14 protein-coding genes are annotated in these 14,000 nt (G+C 72.8%); 7 read left to right on the top strand and 7 right to left on the bottom strand.

Annotated features, from left to right (window positions below; translation table 11 throughout):
• Positions 1-75 precede the first annotated feature (75 nt).
• Positions 76-765, top strand: coding sequence for a DJ-1/PfpI family protein (locus tag ACIPSJ_RS24145; protein WP_401348735.1), 690 nt, complete (start codon positions 76-78; stop codon positions 763-765).
• Positions 766-925: 160 nt separating this feature from the next.
• A complete protein-coding gene (locus ACIPSJ_RS24140) occupies positions 926-2,557 on the top strand; it encodes a phosphodiester glycosidase family protein (RefSeq protein ID WP_401348732.1) in 1,632 nt (543 codons plus the stop codon).
• A 56-nt stretch (positions 2,558-2,613) separates the two neighbouring features.
• Here the strand turns inward: ACIPSJ_RS24140 and ACIPSJ_RS24135 are convergent, their stop codons facing one another.
• Genes ACIPSJ_RS24135 through ACIPSJ_RS24120 form a run of 4 tightly spaced genes read right to left on the bottom strand, consistent with a single transcriptional unit; the run spans position 2,614 to position 6,651 of the window.
• The gene (locus ACIPSJ_RS24135) at positions 2,614-3,627 is read right to left on the bottom strand and encodes a sugar phosphate isomerase/epimerase (protein WP_359226615.1); all 1,014 of its coding nucleotides are present in this window, start codon (positions 3,625-3,627) and stop codon (positions 2,614-2,616) included.
• Positions 3,624-4,739, bottom strand: a complete 1,116-nt coding sequence (locus ACIPSJ_RS24130) for a Gfo/Idh/MocA family protein (protein WP_401348731.1) — start codon at positions 4,737-4,739, stop codon at positions 3,624-3,626. Before ACIPSJ_RS24130 ends, ACIPSJ_RS24135 begins: the two co-directional genes overlap by 4 nt.
• On the bottom strand, positions 4,736-5,854 hold the full coding sequence (locus ACIPSJ_RS24125; protein WP_401348729.1) for a Gfo/Idh/MocA family protein: 1,119 nt from the start codon (positions 5,852-5,854) through the stop codon (positions 4,736-4,738). Before ACIPSJ_RS24125 ends, ACIPSJ_RS24130 begins: the two co-directional genes overlap by 4 nt.
• Entirely contained in the window at positions 5,854-6,651 is a 798-nt protein-coding gene (locus ACIPSJ_RS24120) for a sugar phosphate isomerase/epimerase family protein (protein ID WP_401348727.1), read from the bottom strand. Before ACIPSJ_RS24120 ends, ACIPSJ_RS24125 begins: the two co-directional genes overlap by 1 nt.
• Before the next feature lie 83 nt (positions 6,652-6,734).
• Between ACIPSJ_RS24120 and ACIPSJ_RS24115 the strand changes: the two genes are divergently transcribed.
• From ACIPSJ_RS24115 to ACIPSJ_RS24105, 3 genes are all read left to right on the top strand, one after another.
• Complete coding sequence (locus tag ACIPSJ_RS24115) at positions 6,735-7,367, top strand: TetR/AcrR family transcriptional regulator (RefSeq protein WP_401348725.1); 633 nt, start codon at positions 6,735-6,737, stop codon at positions 7,365-7,367.
• Positions 7,368-7,435: 68 nt separating this feature from the next.
• A complete protein-coding gene (locus tag ACIPSJ_RS24110) occupies positions 7,436-8,101 on the top strand; it encodes a nitroreductase (RefSeq protein ID WP_359226625.1) in 666 nt (221 codons plus the stop codon).
• Between the two features lie 46 nt (positions 8,102-8,147).
• On the top strand, positions 8,148-8,660 hold the full coding sequence (locus tag ACIPSJ_RS24105; RefSeq protein WP_359226627.1) for a hypothetical protein: 513 nt from the start codon (positions 8,148-8,150) through the stop codon (positions 8,658-8,660).
• Positions 8,661-8,702: 42 nt separating this feature from the next.
• On the opposite strand, the gene ACIPSJ_RS24100 is transcribed toward ACIPSJ_RS24105, so the two are convergent.
• Together ACIPSJ_RS24100 and ACIPSJ_RS24095 are read right to left on the bottom strand one after the other, a co-directional pair.
• Positions 8,703-9,698 carry an amidohydrolase family protein gene (locus ACIPSJ_RS24100; RefSeq protein WP_401348723.1) on the bottom strand — a complete coding sequence of 332 codons (996 nt, stop codon included), beginning with the start codon at positions 9,696-9,698 and terminating at the stop codon, positions 8,703-8,705.
• Positions 9,699-9,855: 157 nt separating this feature from the next.
• The gene (locus ACIPSJ_RS24095) at positions 9,856-10,119 is read right to left on the bottom strand and encodes a DUF2630 family protein (protein ID WP_401348721.1); all 264 of its coding nucleotides are present in this window, start codon (positions 10,117-10,119) and stop codon (positions 9,856-9,858) included.
• Positions 10,120-10,324: 205 nt separating this feature from the next.
• On the opposite strand from ACIPSJ_RS24095, the gene ACIPSJ_RS24090 reads away from it, so the two are divergent.
• Both ACIPSJ_RS24090 and ACIPSJ_RS24085 read left to right on the top strand, forming a co-directional pair.
• Positions 10,325-12,097: an ABC transporter ATP-binding protein gene (locus ACIPSJ_RS24090; RefSeq protein WP_365678242.1), complete on the top strand. Its 1,773-nt coding sequence runs from the start codon at positions 10,325-10,327 to the stop codon at positions 12,095-12,097.
• 134 nt (positions 12,098-12,231) lie between these two features.
• Entirely contained in the window at positions 12,232-13,089 is an 858-nt protein-coding gene (locus ACIPSJ_RS24085) for a DMT family transporter (RefSeq protein WP_401348718.1), read from the top strand.
• A gap of 250 nt (positions 13,090-13,339) precedes the next feature.
• On the opposite strand, the gene ACIPSJ_RS24080 is transcribed toward ACIPSJ_RS24085, so the two are convergent.
• Positions 13,340-13,921, bottom strand: coding sequence for a TetR family transcriptional regulator (locus tag ACIPSJ_RS24080; RefSeq protein ID WP_359226637.1), 582 nt, complete (start codon positions 13,919-13,921; stop codon positions 13,340-13,342).
• Positions 13,922-14,000: the final 79 nt, after the last annotated feature.

Here is a 14,000-nt window from a genome sequence, read left to right as displayed (position 1 = left end):
AGGTGGCACGGCCGCTGGTTACGTTCGGTGCGTGCCCGGCAGCGGCCGGGTGCGCCGCCGGCCGAAGGAACCGTCATGCACGCCCAGATCGTCCTGTTCGAGGGCTTCGATCCGCTCGACGTGATCGCTCCCTACGAAGTGCTGTCCGCCGGCGGAGCCGCCACCGAAGGTGCGGTGACCGTCGAACTCGTCTCGGCCGAGGGGCCCCGTGACGTGGTCGGCGGTGTCGGCGGGCTCGCGCTGCGGGCCACCGCGCGGCTGGACCCGGACCGCGCCGGACTGGTCCTGGTCCCGGGCGCGGCGGGCCGTACCGGCGATCCCGTCGAGGTGCCCGACCACGAGGCCGGGACGACGGAGTCGGGGCCGGACGCCACCATCCCCGAACTGCTGGGCCGCACCTTGAGCACCGAACTGCCCGCGCTGCTCAAGGCCGCCGCGGCCAACCCCGACGTAACCCTCACCGCCGTCTGCGGCGGCTCGGTCGTGCTGGCGATGGCCGGTCTGCTGGAGGGGCGCCATGCCACCACGCACCACATGGGCCTGGACCTGCTCGACGCCACCGGAGCGCACGCCGTACGCGCCCGGGTGGTCGACGACGGCGACCTCGTCACCGGCGCCGGTGTGACCTCCGGCCTCGACCTGGGCCTGTACCTGCTGGAACGCGAGGTCGGCCCACAGGTCGCACACGCCGTCGAAGAGCTGTTCGCCCATGAGTGCCGCGGCACCGTCTGGCGGAACACGGGCCCTCGTCCCGCCCACTTCTGAGCCTCCATCCCCTCTTCCAGGCGGCGGGCGCGGATGTCGGCGAGGTTTTCCTCCGGCGGGTGCCCGCTCTTCATGTGGACGCCTTCGCACCGCACTGGGATGTGCGGGCGCGGTGCGGGTGTGCCGGGTGGCATCGCGGGAGTCGTAGGTCAGGAGAGGTATGTCTGTCACAGCCGGGACGCAGGGGCGCGCAGCGCGCGGTGGACGACGCGGAGCCGGACAGGGGTTCGCGCTGGGGACCGCTCTGGCCCTGATCGCGTTCGTCCCGCCGGCCGCCGCGAGTACGGAGGTCACCGCACCGGCGGCCGGCACCTACTCCTGGACCACGCAGGACGTGGCGCCCGGTGTCCAGGTCCGCACCGGGGTGCTCGACGATCCGCGGGCGGCCGGCGTGTGGACGGTCACCGTCCAGGCCCAGGCCGTCAACCGCTCCACCGGCGCCGCCACCTGGGCCCCGCTCGGGGACCGCGACTGGGCCGACGCCACCGCCGGACGGCTGCGCGCCGCCGGGTTCGCCCCGCGCCTGGAAGAGGTGACGTGGGACCGGTACGCCGACACCCCGCACGGCACCATGGGGTGGCAGGTCAGGGTCGGGCGGTACGCCACGCAGGCCGAGGCGGGCACGCTCAACTCGGCGGTGTCGGCGGCGGGTTTCCGTACGGCCGTGGAGTGGACGGGCTACGACGGACGGCAGTCCGCCGACGCGGAGCGCGTCCATGTCGCCGTGGTCGATCCGGCCCGGCTCGCGGGCACGGTCGAGGTGAGCGACGGCGGTGACGCCGCCGACCGTGAGAAGACCTCGGCGGTGGCCGCCCGGCTGGGCTCCCTGGTGGGCGTCAACGGCGGTTTCTTCATCACCTCCGACGCGGACGGCGTCCAGGGCACCTCGGCCGGACTGTCCGTGGTGCACGGGGAGTTGCAGTCCATGGCGGCCGACTCGCGCGCCGCGCTGATCCTTGCGGACGGTGGCCGGCGGGTGCGGGTCGCGGACCTGTCGAGCACGGTCACCGTGCGCGCCGGTTCCGCCGCGCACGCGGTGGAGGGCATCAACCGGGTCCCGGGCAAGGTGCGCAACTGCGGCCGTCCCGGCGCCGTGCCCACGGCGCTCCCCCGACAGGACGTCACCTGCACCCTCGCGGACGATCTCGTCAAGTTCACCGACGCGTTCGGGGCCGCGCTGCCGACGGGGGCCGGGGTCCAGGTGGTCCTGGACCGGCACGGTGTCGTCGTCTCGCTCGGCGACCGGGGCGGTTCGGTGCCCGCCGGGGGCTCGGTGCTCCAGGGCACCGGGACGGCCGCCGGATGGCTGACCGAGCACGCAGAGCCGGGGCACCGGCTGACGGTCCGCGAGGTCGTCCGGGACGCCTCGGGGCGGCAGGTGCGGCTCGGTCCCGACGACAGTGTCGTCAGCGCGGCGCCCACCCTGGTCGAGGGCGGCCGGGTGCACATCGACGCGGCCGGCGAGGGCACGCTCGACCCGCTCGACCTGTCCTTCGGCTTCGCCTGGTCCAACGTGCGCCAGCCGCGCACCCTGGCCGGTGTCGACCGCCGCGGACGGCTGCTGCTGGTCACGGTCGACGGCCGGCAGCCCGGCGTCAGCGAGGGCTTCACGCTCGCCGAGGCCGCCGCGTTCATGCGTTCCCTGGGCGCCGTGCAGGCGCTGAACCTCGACGGCGGCGGCTCCACCGCGATGGCGGTCGACGGCACCCTCGTCAACACCACGTCGGACGCGACCGGCGAGCGTGCCGTCGGGGACACGGTCCAGGTCCTGCCGGACGTCCGGAAGGACTGACCCGGAGCGCCCCGCCCCACGCGCTACGGGCGGGGCGCTCCTGCCGGGTCACCCGGCTACTGGTTGCTGAACGCGGCGTCGAAGGACGCCTTCGGGAGGGGCCACAGCAGCGAGCGTACGAAGGTGATCGCCTCGGCCGCGCCGTGCAGGCGGTCCATGCCGGCGTCCTCCCACTCGATGGAGATGGGACCGGCGTAGCCGATGGACTCCAGGGCGCGGAAGGCGTCCTCCCAGGGGACGTCGCCGTGGCCGGTGGAGACGAAGTCCCAGCCGCGGCGCGGATCGCCCCACGGCTGGTGCGAACCGAGCACGCCGGCCCGGCCGTTGCGGGGGCGCAGCCGGGTGTCCTTGCAGTCGACGTGGTAGATGCGGTTCTTGAAGTCCGTGATGAACCCGACCGGGTCGATGTTCTGCCACATCATGTGGCTGGGGTCCCAGTTGAAGCCGAAGGCCTCCCGGTGGCCGATGGCCTCCAGGGTGCGGACGCCGGTCCAGTAGTCGTAGGCGATCTCGCCGGGGTGGACCTCGTGGGCGAAGCGCACCCCCTCGGCGTCGAACACGTCGAGTATCGGGTTCCAGCGGGTGGCGAAGTCCTCGTAGCCCGCCTCGATGACGGACGCCGGTACCGGCGGGAACATGGCGACGTAGGGCCAGATGGAGGAGCCCGTGAAGCCGACCACGGTGTCGACGCCGAGTTTGCGGGCCACCCGTGCGGCGCGCTTCATGTCCTCGGCGGCGCGCTGCCGGACGCCCTCCGGGTCGCCGTCGCCCCAGACGTACGGGCGCAGGATCGCCTGGTGCCGGAAGTCGATGGGGGCGTCGCAGACGGCCTGCCCGGCGAGGTGGTTGGAGATGGCGTAGACCTTGAGGCCGTGCCGGTCGAGGATCTCCAGGCGGGATGCCGCGTAGGCGTCGTCCTCGTCGGCGCGCTGAAGGTCGAGGTGGTCTCCCGAGGCGGCGATCTCCAGGCCGTCGTAGCCCCACTGCGCGGCGAGGCGGGCGACCTCCTCGAAGGGCAGGTCGGCCCACTGTCCGGTGAACAGGGTGACGGGGTGGGTGGCTGCGGTCATGCGGGGTCCTCCTTCTCGGGTGGGGTCTCGATCCAGGCGCCGTCCCGCGCGGCGGAGGCCAGGACGGCCTCGGTGAGCCGTGCGGCGCGCAGTCCGTCGGCGAAGGTCGGCATCCCTTCGGGGTGTCCGCCCCGGACGGCGCTGTAGACGTCGGTGACGAACGCGGTGAAGGCGTCCTGGTAGCCCAGGGCGTGGCCGGGCGGCAGGACGGACATCCGGGCGGAGTCGGGGGCGGCGGTGGCGGGGTCGCGCAGGAGCAGCCGCGACCCTTCGCGTCCGCCGATCCAGAGTTCCTCGGGGCGTTCCTGTTCGAAGCGCACGCTCTGCCGGGTGCCGTGGAGTTCGAAGGTGAGGCTGTTCTTGCGGCCGGGGGCGAGCTGGCTGACGAGCAGGGTGCCGAGCGCTCCGTTGCCGAGTTCCACGAGGAGGGCGGCGGTGTCCTCGTTGGTCACCTCGGTGTCCGCGCGCCGGCCGAAGACGGTCCGGGTGCGGGCGGCGAGGCGGTGGATGCGCTGGCCGGAGACGAACTCGACGAGATCGCAGAGGTGGGAGCCGATGTCGGCGAACGCGCGGGAGGCACCGCCGGCCGCCGGGTCGGCGCGCCAGTTGGTGTCGCCGGGGTCCAGGAGCCAGTCCTGGAGGTAGGCGGCGTCCAGGGTGAGGACCGTGCCGAGCTGTCCGTCGGCCACCAGGGAGCGGGCCTGCCGGGCCATCGGGTGGTAGCGGTAGACGAAGGGGACCGCCGCCACCCGCCCGGCCTCCCGCGCGGCCCGGACCAGGCGTTCGGCGTCCGCCGCCGTGGTCGCGAGGGGTTTCTCGCAGATGACGTGGGCGCCGGCCGCCAGCGCCGCCGACGCGTGCTCGGTGTGCAGGCGGTTGGGGCTGCACACGTGTACGACGTCGAGGTCGCCGGCCGCGGCGAGGCTGTGGGCGTCCGGCTCGGCGCGTTCGACGCCGAGGCTCCGGGCGGCCTCCTCGCCGCGTTCGGGCGTCGAACTCGCGAGGGCGATCGGCCGACCGCGCGCGGCCCGGCTCGCGCGGGTGTGCACGGCCGCCATGAAGCCGCCGCCGATGAATCCGGCGCGCAGTGGTGCCTCCACCGGGACGTTCACAGGGTGGCTCCGTAGGGGTCGCGGCCCTCGGGGACCAGCGGGGGCACGGGTGCGGTGCTGGCGACGGGCACGGTCTCGCCGGAGACGACAGCCTCGTCGATGGAGATCATGGTGTCCAGGACGTGGTAGCCGAGATCGCCCGTGGCGATGTGGGGGTGTCCGCCGCGGATCGCCCGGGCCATGTCGAGGACGCCGAGCCCGCGGCCGGCCTCGATGCCGACGGGCGGGACGGTCTCCCACTCCGGGTCCCGGTCCCGCTGCTGCACCCGCGTGATCCGGACGTCGCCGGCGAAGGTGTTGGGGTCGGGCAGGACCAGGGTGCCCTCGGTGCCGGTGACCTCGACGAACCCGGTGCGGGTGAGCGGGGAGTCGAAGCTGAACACGCTCTGGCCGACCCCGCCGCCCTCGAACCGGGTGAGCGCGGACACATGGGTGGGCACCGCCACGGTGAACTCGGTGCCGGCGCGTTCACCGCTCCGTACGGTCCGCACCTTGCGGGCGGTCGAGCCGAGCGCGGCGACCCGGTCGACCGGCCCGAACAGGCAGACCAGCGCGGTGAGGTAGTAGGGCCCCATGTCGAAGAGGGGACCGGCGCCCTCGGCGAACAGGAACTCGGGGTTCGGGTGCCAGAGGTCGGGGCCGGCGTACTGCATCACGGTCTGCGCGGACAGCGGGGTGCCGATGTCGCCGCGCGTGATGGCCCGGCGGGCCGTCTGCAGGCCGGGGCCGAGGATCGTGTCGGGGGCGACGCCGACCCGCAGGCCCGCCTCGGCCGCCCGGTCGAGCAGGGCGCGGGCGTCGGCGCGGTCGACGGCGATGGGCTTCTCGGACCAGACGTGCTTGCCCGCCGCGACGATCGCCGAGCTGACCTCCGCGTGGACGGCGGGGACGGTCAGGTTGACGACGATGTCGACGTCCGGGTGGGCGAGGACGTCCGCGGCGGTACCCCACTCCTCGACACCGTACTTGCGGGCCTGGGTCTCGGCACGCTCGGTGTCGAGGTCGCCCACGACGGCCACGCGCAGGTCGGGGAAGGCGGTGAGGTGGGTGAGGTACTGGTCGCTGATGTTGCCGGCGCCGATGAGGCCCACGCCGACCGGGTTCCGTGCCGCCATCAGGCGATGCCCTTCCCATGGAGGTAGGCGACGCCGGTCGCGATGCCCTCGAAGATGTCACCGTCGTAGTGGTCGAACTCGAGGATGGCGTACTCGGCGTGCGGGGCCGCGTCCAGCGAGGCGTCCAGCGGAATCCGGCCGTGGCCCGCCGGGACCTGCCCGGTGTCGGCCGGGTCGAAGGGGGCGCCCGAGGTGAACGGGTCGTCGATGACGGGACCGTCCTTCACATGCAGGGCGCGCACCCGTGAACCGAGGCGGTGCAGCAGGGAGACGACGTCGTTGCCGCCCGCGGAGGCCCAGAACAGGTCGATCTCCAGGGCGACTTCCGGGTTCAGCAGGTCGGCGAAGTACTCGAAGGCGTCGACCCCGGCGACGGTGTGCACGAACTCCTGCGAGTGGTTGTGGTAGCCGACCCGGAGCCCGTGGTCGGCGGCGCGCTCGGCGGCCTCGTTCAGGAGGGTGGCGGTGCGGGTGATCTCCTTCTCGTCGGCCCACCGGGAGGCGGGGACGAACGGGTCGAAGAGGATCTCCAGGCCCAGGCGGCGGGCGGCCCGGAAGGTGTCGTCGAGGGAGTCCGGCGACGCCCCGTCGGGCGACAGGAAGCCGGCGTGTCCGGTCCGTGCGGACAGGCCGTGGGCGGCGAGGGCGTCGGCGAGTTCGTCGGCGCGGTCGACGAAGCCGAAGACCTCGACGTTGCTCAGCCCGAGGGCGGCCAGGCGGCCCAGGGCCGCGGCCTCGTCGTCCTGCAGAGCCTGGCGTACGGAGTAGAGCTGAACCGACAGCTGTGGTGTCGACATGAGGGACTCCTCTCGTGGCGGGACGGCCGAGAACAGAATACCGACAGGGGTGATGGTTTCTAGAGGTGGTTAGCATTTCGTTCATGGCAAGGGAGACGGCGGCGCGGCCGGGGACGGCCCCACGGAACTACCCCAAGGGGGAGCGCCGGCGCGCCCAGATCATCGAGGCCGCGTTCACCGCGTTCGGACAGGTCGGCTACCGCAACGCGAGCATGGTCCAGCTCGCCGCCGCCTGCGGTGTCTCGCGCGCGGGGCTGCTGCACCACTTCCCGACGAAGGAGTCGTTGCTGGCGGCGGTCCTGGAGCAACGCGACCGGCAGGACGGCGTGGACTTCTTCCAGTCGGGCGCGGTCGCCCACGACGGCCTCGCCTACTTCGCGAGCATGATCCGGCTCCTCGCGCACAACCAGGCCAACCCGCTGATCGTGAGCCTCTTCGCCGTGCTGTCGAGCGAGTCCACGGCCGCGGACCACCCGGCGCGCCCGTACTTCGTCGCCCGCTACGAACGCACCCGCCGCGAGATGCAGCTGGCCGTCGACGACCTGACCCGACGTGATCTCCTGCGCCCCGGCGTGGACCCGTCCGGGCTGGCGGCGGACCTCATCGCGTTCATCGACGGACTACAGGTCCAGTGGCTGCTCAGCCCGGACGCCATCGACATGCCGACCCATCTGCGCACCATGCTGCGCAGGCTCATCCGCGTCGAACTCCCCTAGCCGCCCCGGCCGTTCGTTCCCCCTCAGCCGTCCAGCCCCATCGACCAGCTCCGAGAGGACGAGCCGTCGTGGATGTGTACGAAGCCGTGGACAGCCGCCGGGCCGTGCGGGCGTTCAGCGACGAGCCGGTGGACCGCGGAGTGCTCGAACGGGTGCTGGCCGCGGCGGCCCGGGCGCCGTCGAGCGGGAACCTCCAGCCCTGGCGGGTGTACGTGGTGACCGGCGAACCCCTCGCCGAGCTGAAGCGGCGGGCGACGGCCAGGGCCCGGGCGGGCGACCCGGGCGACGAGCGGGAGTACCCGATGTACCCGGCCGAGCTGGGCCCGCCGTACCGGGACCGTTTCGCGGAGGCGGCGGCCCAGCGGTACGCGGCGCTGGGCATCGAACGACACGACCCGGACCGGCCCTTGAAGATCGCCGCCCTGAACTCGGAGGCGTTCGGGGCACCCGTCGTGCTGTTCTGCTACCTCGACCGGACGATGGGGCCCGGGCAGTGGGCGGACGCCGGGATGTACCTGCAGACGGTCATGCTGTTGCTGCGGGCCGAAGGGCTGCACAGCTGCCCCCAGGTGATGTGGACGATGTACCGCGAGACCGTCGGCCGGCTGGTCGGGGCCGCCGACGGACTCGTGCTGCTCTGCGGGGTCGCGGTGGGCTTCGAGCGGCAGGGCGTGCCACCGGTGCGCACCGGACGGGCGGACCTGGCGGAGACGGTGCGGTTCATCGGGGAGTGACCAGGAGCCGGTGAGCCGGGTTCGGCCATGTGCTTGAATGCCCGCCATGGACGGCTCCGCCCGCATGTGGATCAGTGCGATTCCCTCGCTCGACCCGGACTACCGGGCCGTGATCCTGGACCTCGACCACACCTCCTCCGACCCGGCCGAGCGGATGGCGGGTGTGCTGCTGAACCGGGGTCACGAGGGCGAGGAGGGCGTGTTCTACCTGCTGCCGCACGATCTCTGGGCCCGCTACGAGCGGACCGGCGACCGCCTCGCCGTGTCCCTGCTGGCCTACCGCAGCCTCCTCGCCGACGACCTGACCTCGCATCCGGCCGAGCTGCGCGCCCACTTGGACGGGCTCCCCCGCGATCCCCTGGACGAGGACCGGGTCGTCCTCGTGCGCCGCGAGACCGTCACCGATTTCGAACCCGCCGAACGGGACGGTTTCCGGCAGCCGGTCGCGCTGATCGGCCACGGCCGCGGACCGGTCTCCCTGGCCGAGCTGCTCGGCCTGTTCGAGAAGCTGGAGGTGGGTGTAGCCGTCGTTGCCGCACCCGAGCCGCCACCGGCCTGACCGTCCGACCGGCCGCGCGGCGCCCGGCATCCGGCGTCCCGGTCACACCCCGAACAGGCGCGCCGCGTTGTCGTGGCACACCGCCCGCAGCCACTCCGGTCCGAGGTCCAGCCGTTCCAGGGCCTGGAGCTGGTGGAGGTAGGGGTAGGGGATGTTGGGGAAGTCGGAGCCGAGCAGGATGCGGTCGCCCAGGTCGGCGACCCGGGGCAGGGCGCGGCCGGGGAACGGCATGAACTGCTCGGTGAAGTCGGTGAACGCCATCGTCGTGTCCAGCCGCACCTCCTCGTAGCGCTCGGCGAGGCCGAGGAACTCCTCGTACTCGGGCATCCCCATGTGCGCGACGATCAGCCGCAGTCGTGGATGCCGGGCCAGCACCCGGGCGATCGACTCGGGGCCGGTGTGCTTGCCGGGGGCGGGACCGGAGCCGCAGTGGATCACGACCGGTGTCCCGGCGTCGGCCAGCAACCCCCAGGCGGGGTCGAGGAGTTCGTCGGCCGGGTCGTAGGCCCCCACCTGGACGTGCGCCTTGAACACCCGGGCGCCCGCCGCGACGGCCTCGCCGACGTACGTCTCGACGCCGGGCTCGGGGAACAGGGTCGCGGTGTGCAGGCAGTCGGGGGTACGGCCGGCGAAGTCGGCGGCCCACGCGTTCAGCCAGGTCGCCATGGAGGGCTTGTGCGGGTAGAGCATCGAGGTAAAGGCCCGGACGCCGAACTCCCGTAGGAGAGCGGTCCGTTCCGCCTCCTCCTTGCGGTAGGTGATCGGCCACTCCAGTCCGCCGATCAGCGGTCCGTTCGTGTCGAAGTAGTCCCAGACCTTGTGCAGCACGCGCTCGGGCATGAAGTGCGTGTGGACGTCGACCAGGCCCGGCAGACCGAGCCGCTCCGTGAACCGGCGTACCGCCGCGGCCTCCGCGGTACTCACGCCCGCCTCCGCGCCGGCAGCCCCGCTCGGCGCCGGTGTTCCCACCGGGTGGAGGTGGCCATGGGCGGAGGCGGGTTCGGCAGGGCCCGCGGGTGCCGTGCGGTGATCGTTCATACCGCCCACGATCGACGCCGGCGGGCGACGCGTCCAGCCCTTGCCGGGCGGCGCCGCCTGAGGGACTCATCACGCCGCCTTGGCCGCGCGAGGGCGTGGCGGACGGCACCCGGGCACGCGGGTGCCGCCCTTCCGGCGCGTCGGACCGGCCGGGCCCTCAGGACAGGTAGCCCTCCACCTCGGACGCCGGACGGACGCTCGCCCCGGTGGGGTCCTGCCCCGCCTCGACCCGGGCCCGGCGCTGCCGGAGCAGGTCCCAGCACTGGTCGAGCTCGGTCTCCAGGCGGGCCAGGCGGGCGTGCTCGGTCGTCCCGTCGATCTCCTCCTGCGCCAGGCGGTCACGCAGGTCCTTCTCCTGGCTGATCATTTCCGTGATGCGGCCGAGGATCTCCCTCTCGGCCTCGGCCTCTGGTCCTGTCATGGCTGCCTCTTTCCGCACGACGGAGTGGTTCGGCGTACGACGGGGCACCCGCCGTATCGTCCGCCCCTCTCCCCCACCTTCTCCCACCCGGCTCGTGGGCGCATCGGTCAGTCGACCCGAACCGCTGTGGCGGTCCGGCACCAGGTGTACGGTGATCCGCGGAAAGCGGTTGCTGAAAGCCGGGCACACCAGGGGGACACCGTCGATGGCATCGACGTCGCAGAGACCGCTCGACCACCGCTACCGGGGCGAACACCCCGTCCGCACCCTCGCCTACCTGCTGCGCGCCGACCGCCGCAGCCTGGCGGTGGCGGTCCTGGTGTTCACCGTCAAGCACAGTCCCATCTGGCTGCTGCCGCTGATCACCGCGTCCGTCGTCGACACGGTCGTCGGGCACCGGCCGGTCTCCCGGCTGTGGACGGCCGTGGCGCTGATCATGGCGATCCTGCTGGTCAACTACCCGTTGCACGTGCTGTACGTACGGCTGCTCTACGGCAGCGTCCGCCGGATGGGCACCACGCTGCGCTCGGCGCTGTGCACGCGCATGCAGCAGCTGTCGATCGGCTACCACTCCCGGGTCAGCGCGGGCGTGCTGCAGGCCAAGGTGGTACGGGACGTCGAGACCGTCGAGCAGATGGTCCAGCAGACCGCCGAACAGGGCCTGGGCGCGCTGACCGTGCTGGCCGGCGGACTGGTCATCATCGGTGTCCGCACACCGGAGTTCCTGCCGGTCTTCCTGATCGTGGTGCCGGGCGCGACGCTGATCGTGGCCCGGCTGCGGTCGCGCCTGCGCAGCCACAACGAGCACTTCCGGCACGAGGTGGAGACCCTGTCCTCCCGGGTGACCGAGATGACGCGGCTCATCCCGGTCACCCGCGCCCACGGCCTGGAGGGCAAGGCACTGCGCCGGATGGACGGCACCCTGCGCCGGCTGCTCACCTCCGGGATGCGCCTGGACCTGGTCAACGGCCGTTTCGGCTCGCTGGCCTGGGTGGTCCTCAACGTGATCGGCGTTTCCGTGCTGGCCGCCGCCGCGCTGGTGTCGTACTACGGCGTCTGGGGTGTCAGCGCCGGTGACGTCGTCATGCTCAGCGCCTTCCTGACCACCCTCACCAACTCCACGACGACGCTGACCAGTCTGGCCCCGGTCATCACCAAGGGGCTGGAGTCGGTGCGTTCGGTGGGCGAGGTGCTCCAGGCACCCGAACTCGAGGACAACGAGGGCCGGACGGAGGTCACCGCCGTGCGCGGCGCCGTCACCTTCGACCGGGTCGGCTTCGCCTACGAGGACACCGGCCGCCCGGCCGTCGCGGACTTCACCCTCGATGTCGTACCGGGCGAGACCGTCGCCCTGGTGGGCGCCTCGGGGGCCGGCAAGTCCACCGTGCTCAACCTCGTCATCGGGTTCATCCGGCCCACCGCCGGCCGGCTGCTCCTCGACGGCACCGACATGAGCGGCCTCGATCTGCGTACCTACCGGCGGTTCGTCTCGGTCGTCCCGCAGGAGTCGATCCTCTTCGACGGCACGGTCCGGGAGAACGTCGCCTACGGCATGGAGGACGAGGCCGACGAGGAGGCGGTGCGCACGGCGCTGCGTGACGCCAACGCCCTGGAGTTCGTGGACCGGCTGCCCCAGGGCCTGGACACCGTGGTCGGCGAGCGGGGCGCCCGCCTCTCCGGCGGGCAGCGCCAACGCCTGGCCATCGCACGGGCGTTGATCCGCGATCCACGGGTGCTGGTGCTGGACGAGGCCACCTCGGCGCTGGACACCCGCTCCGAGGCACTGGTGCAGCAGGCCCTGGCCCGGCTGCTGCGGGGCCGTACCACCTTCGTGGTGGCCCACCGGCTGTCCACCGTGCGCGGCGCCGACCGGATCGTGGTGATGGACGAGGGCCGTATCCGCGAGATCGGCACCCACGAGGAACTGCTGCGCCGGGGCGGTGTCTACACCGCGTTGCACGGCGGACAGGTGGCCTGACGATACGGGGACACGGCGGGCGCGCGGTCCCCGGCGCCCTGACTCCCGGAACGCGCCGCCCGGCGGGACGGAGACCGCGGTGACCGGCCGCGTGTCCGGGAGAGCGGGCGGCCCGCTGACGGCATGCTGGAAGCATGATGGTGCTCGCCGTGCTCTTCGCCGTCCTGGGTGCCGTCAGCAATGCCACGGGCACGGCCTTCCAGCGCAAGGCCGCCTCCACCGCGCCCGGCAGCCGCGGGGTGCGCCTGCTGCTCACCCTGATGCGGCGGCCCGCCTGGGCCATCGGCATCGCCGGGGTCGCGGGCGCCGCCGTGTTCCAGGCGCTGGCCCTGGTGAACGGCCCGATGGCGCTGGTCCAGCCGCTGTTCATGCTGGAGCTGCCGTTCGCCCTGCTGATCGCCGTACCGCTGCTGCACCGGCGGCCGAACGCGCAGGGCTGGTGGGCGGTCGCCGTGGTGGTGGGCGGCCTGGCCCTGCTGCTCGGCTCGGCGGCGCCGTCCGGCGGGCGGGACCAGGCGTCGATGGCACGCTGGATCCCGGCCCTGGCCCTCACCCTGGGCGCCATGGGCGGCACCGTGCTGCTGGAGCGGTCCTCCTCGTCGCCGCTGTTCCGGGCGGCGGCCCTGGCGACGGGTGCCGCGATCGGCAACGCGCTGACCGCCGCGCTCATGAAGTCGGCCACCGACCGGCTCGCCCAGGCGGGTCTGCCCGCCTTCCTCACCGCCTGGCAGACCTACGGTTTCGCGCTCGCCGGGATCACCGCGCTGATCCTCCTGGAGAACGCGCTGCAGGCCGGTCCGCTCGTGGCCTCCCAGCCCGCGCTGACCATCGGCGACGCGGCGGTCAGCCTGCTGCTGGGCGTCGTCCTGTTCGACGAGTCGGTACGGACCGGCTGGTGGCTGCTGCCCGAGGCGATGGGCGCCGGCCTCATCCTGTGGGGGGTGGTCCGGCTGACGCGTGTGGTGCCCCATCTCGCGGATGTCGTGCACTGAGCGGCCGCCCCGCGCCGCGCGTTCTCGCGCGGCGCGGCATGGCGAAGGGCCCGTCCACAGTGTGGACGGGCCCTTTCGTCGAGCGCCGGGCAGGCCTTGCACCTGCATTTCTCCGCAGGAAGCGAAGCGTCTTTCCTTGGACCACCAACGCGTCACCGAGCGCCGGGACTTCACGGCGACCGGCTCTGGATCAAGAATAGCGCACCCGATGGTGTGATCGTCACACCGGGCCCGCGGGCCCGCCCCGCACTCAGCCGTCACCGGTGGAGAGTTCCGGAGCGGCGGTGACGATCGCGTGCACGGTCTCGGTGACCAGGCGCCGGTCGAGGGGGGCGTCGGCGAAGGCGCGGTGCATCGGCCAGCCCTCGATCAGCGCGTCGAGCGCGCGGGACACCCCGGGCGTGAAGTGCAGGGCGAGGCTGTCCCTGCTGCGCTCCAGCCAGGTGCGGGTGGTGGCGGAGACCGCCTCGTTGTGGTTGGCGTAGGCGTACATCTCGAAGATGAGCGTCATGTCGCGCTCGGTCGCGTAGGCCGGTCCGCAGATCAGCTCGACGACGGCCGCCTCGGCCTCGGCCGTCGAGGCGGCGGACTGCAGGGTCCGCCGATAGAGATGCGACATCGTGTCCGAGAGCCGGGCGAAGGCCTGGGCCAACAGGTCCGCGATGCCGTCGAAGTAGTACGTCAGCGAACCGAGCGGGACCTCCGCCCGCGCCGCGATCTTCCGATGGGTGGTCCGGTGCACACCCCCCTCGGCGATCACCTCGAGGGCGGCGTCCAGAATGCGCTCCTTGCGTCCTGGGTCGTTCGGGATCTCGCGTCGTGTGCCGCTCACGCCCTCAATGTGTCATGGGTGAAGCGGTCCCGAGTGTGTACAGATGTACAAGCAAGTGTGTACGGTCGTACAGACTCAG

The sequence above is a fragment of the Streptomyces sp. NPDC090088 genome (genome assembly GCF_044747345.1).
Lineage (GTDB): Bacteria > Actinomycetota > Actinomycetes > Streptomycetales > Streptomycetaceae > Streptomyces.
This window is presented reverse-complemented; position numbering and strand designations above follow the sequence as displayed.

Coding starts and splice junctions, on each gene's coding strand:
- ACIPSJ_RS24100 (WP_401348723.1), bottom strand. CDS start 9,698: ATGAACGATCACCGCACGGCACCCGCGGGCCCTGCCGAACCCGCCTCC.
- ACIPSJ_RS24090 (WP_365678242.1), top strand. CDS start 10,325: ATGGCATCGACGTCGCAGAGACCGCTCGACCACCGCTACCGGGGCGAA.
- ACIPSJ_RS24145 (WP_401348735.1), top strand. CDS start 76: ATGCACGCCCAGATCGTCCTGTTCGAGGGCTTCGATCCGCTCGACGTG.
- ACIPSJ_RS24140 (WP_401348732.1), top strand. CDS start 926: ATGTCTGTCACAGCCGGGACGCAGGGGCGCGCAGCGCGCGGTGGACGA.
- ACIPSJ_RS24135 (WP_359226615.1), bottom strand. CDS start 3,627: ATGACCGCAGCCACCCACCCCGTCACCCTGTTCACCGGACAGTGGGCC.
- ACIPSJ_RS24115 (WP_401348725.1), top strand. CDS start 6,735: ATGGCAAGGGAGACGGCGGCGCGGCCGGGGACGGCCCCACGGAACTAC.
- ACIPSJ_RS24085 (WP_401348718.1), top strand. CDS start 12,232: ATGATGGTGCTCGCCGTGCTCTTCGCCGTCCTGGGTGCCGTCAGCAAT.
- ACIPSJ_RS24105 (WP_359226627.1), top strand. CDS start 8,148: ATGGACGGCTCCGCCCGCATGTGGATCAGTGCGATTCCCTCGCTCGAC.
- ACIPSJ_RS24125 (WP_401348729.1), bottom strand. CDS start 5,854: ATGGCGGCACGGAACCCGGTCGGCGTGGGCCTCATCGGCGCCGGCAAC.
- ACIPSJ_RS24095 (WP_401348721.1), bottom strand. CDS start 10,119: ATGACAGGACCAGAGGCCGAGGCCGAGAGGGAGATCCTCGGCCGCATC.
- ACIPSJ_RS24120 (WP_401348727.1), bottom strand. CDS start 6,651: ATGTCGACACCACAGCTGTCGGTTCAGCTCTACTCCGTACGCCAGGCT.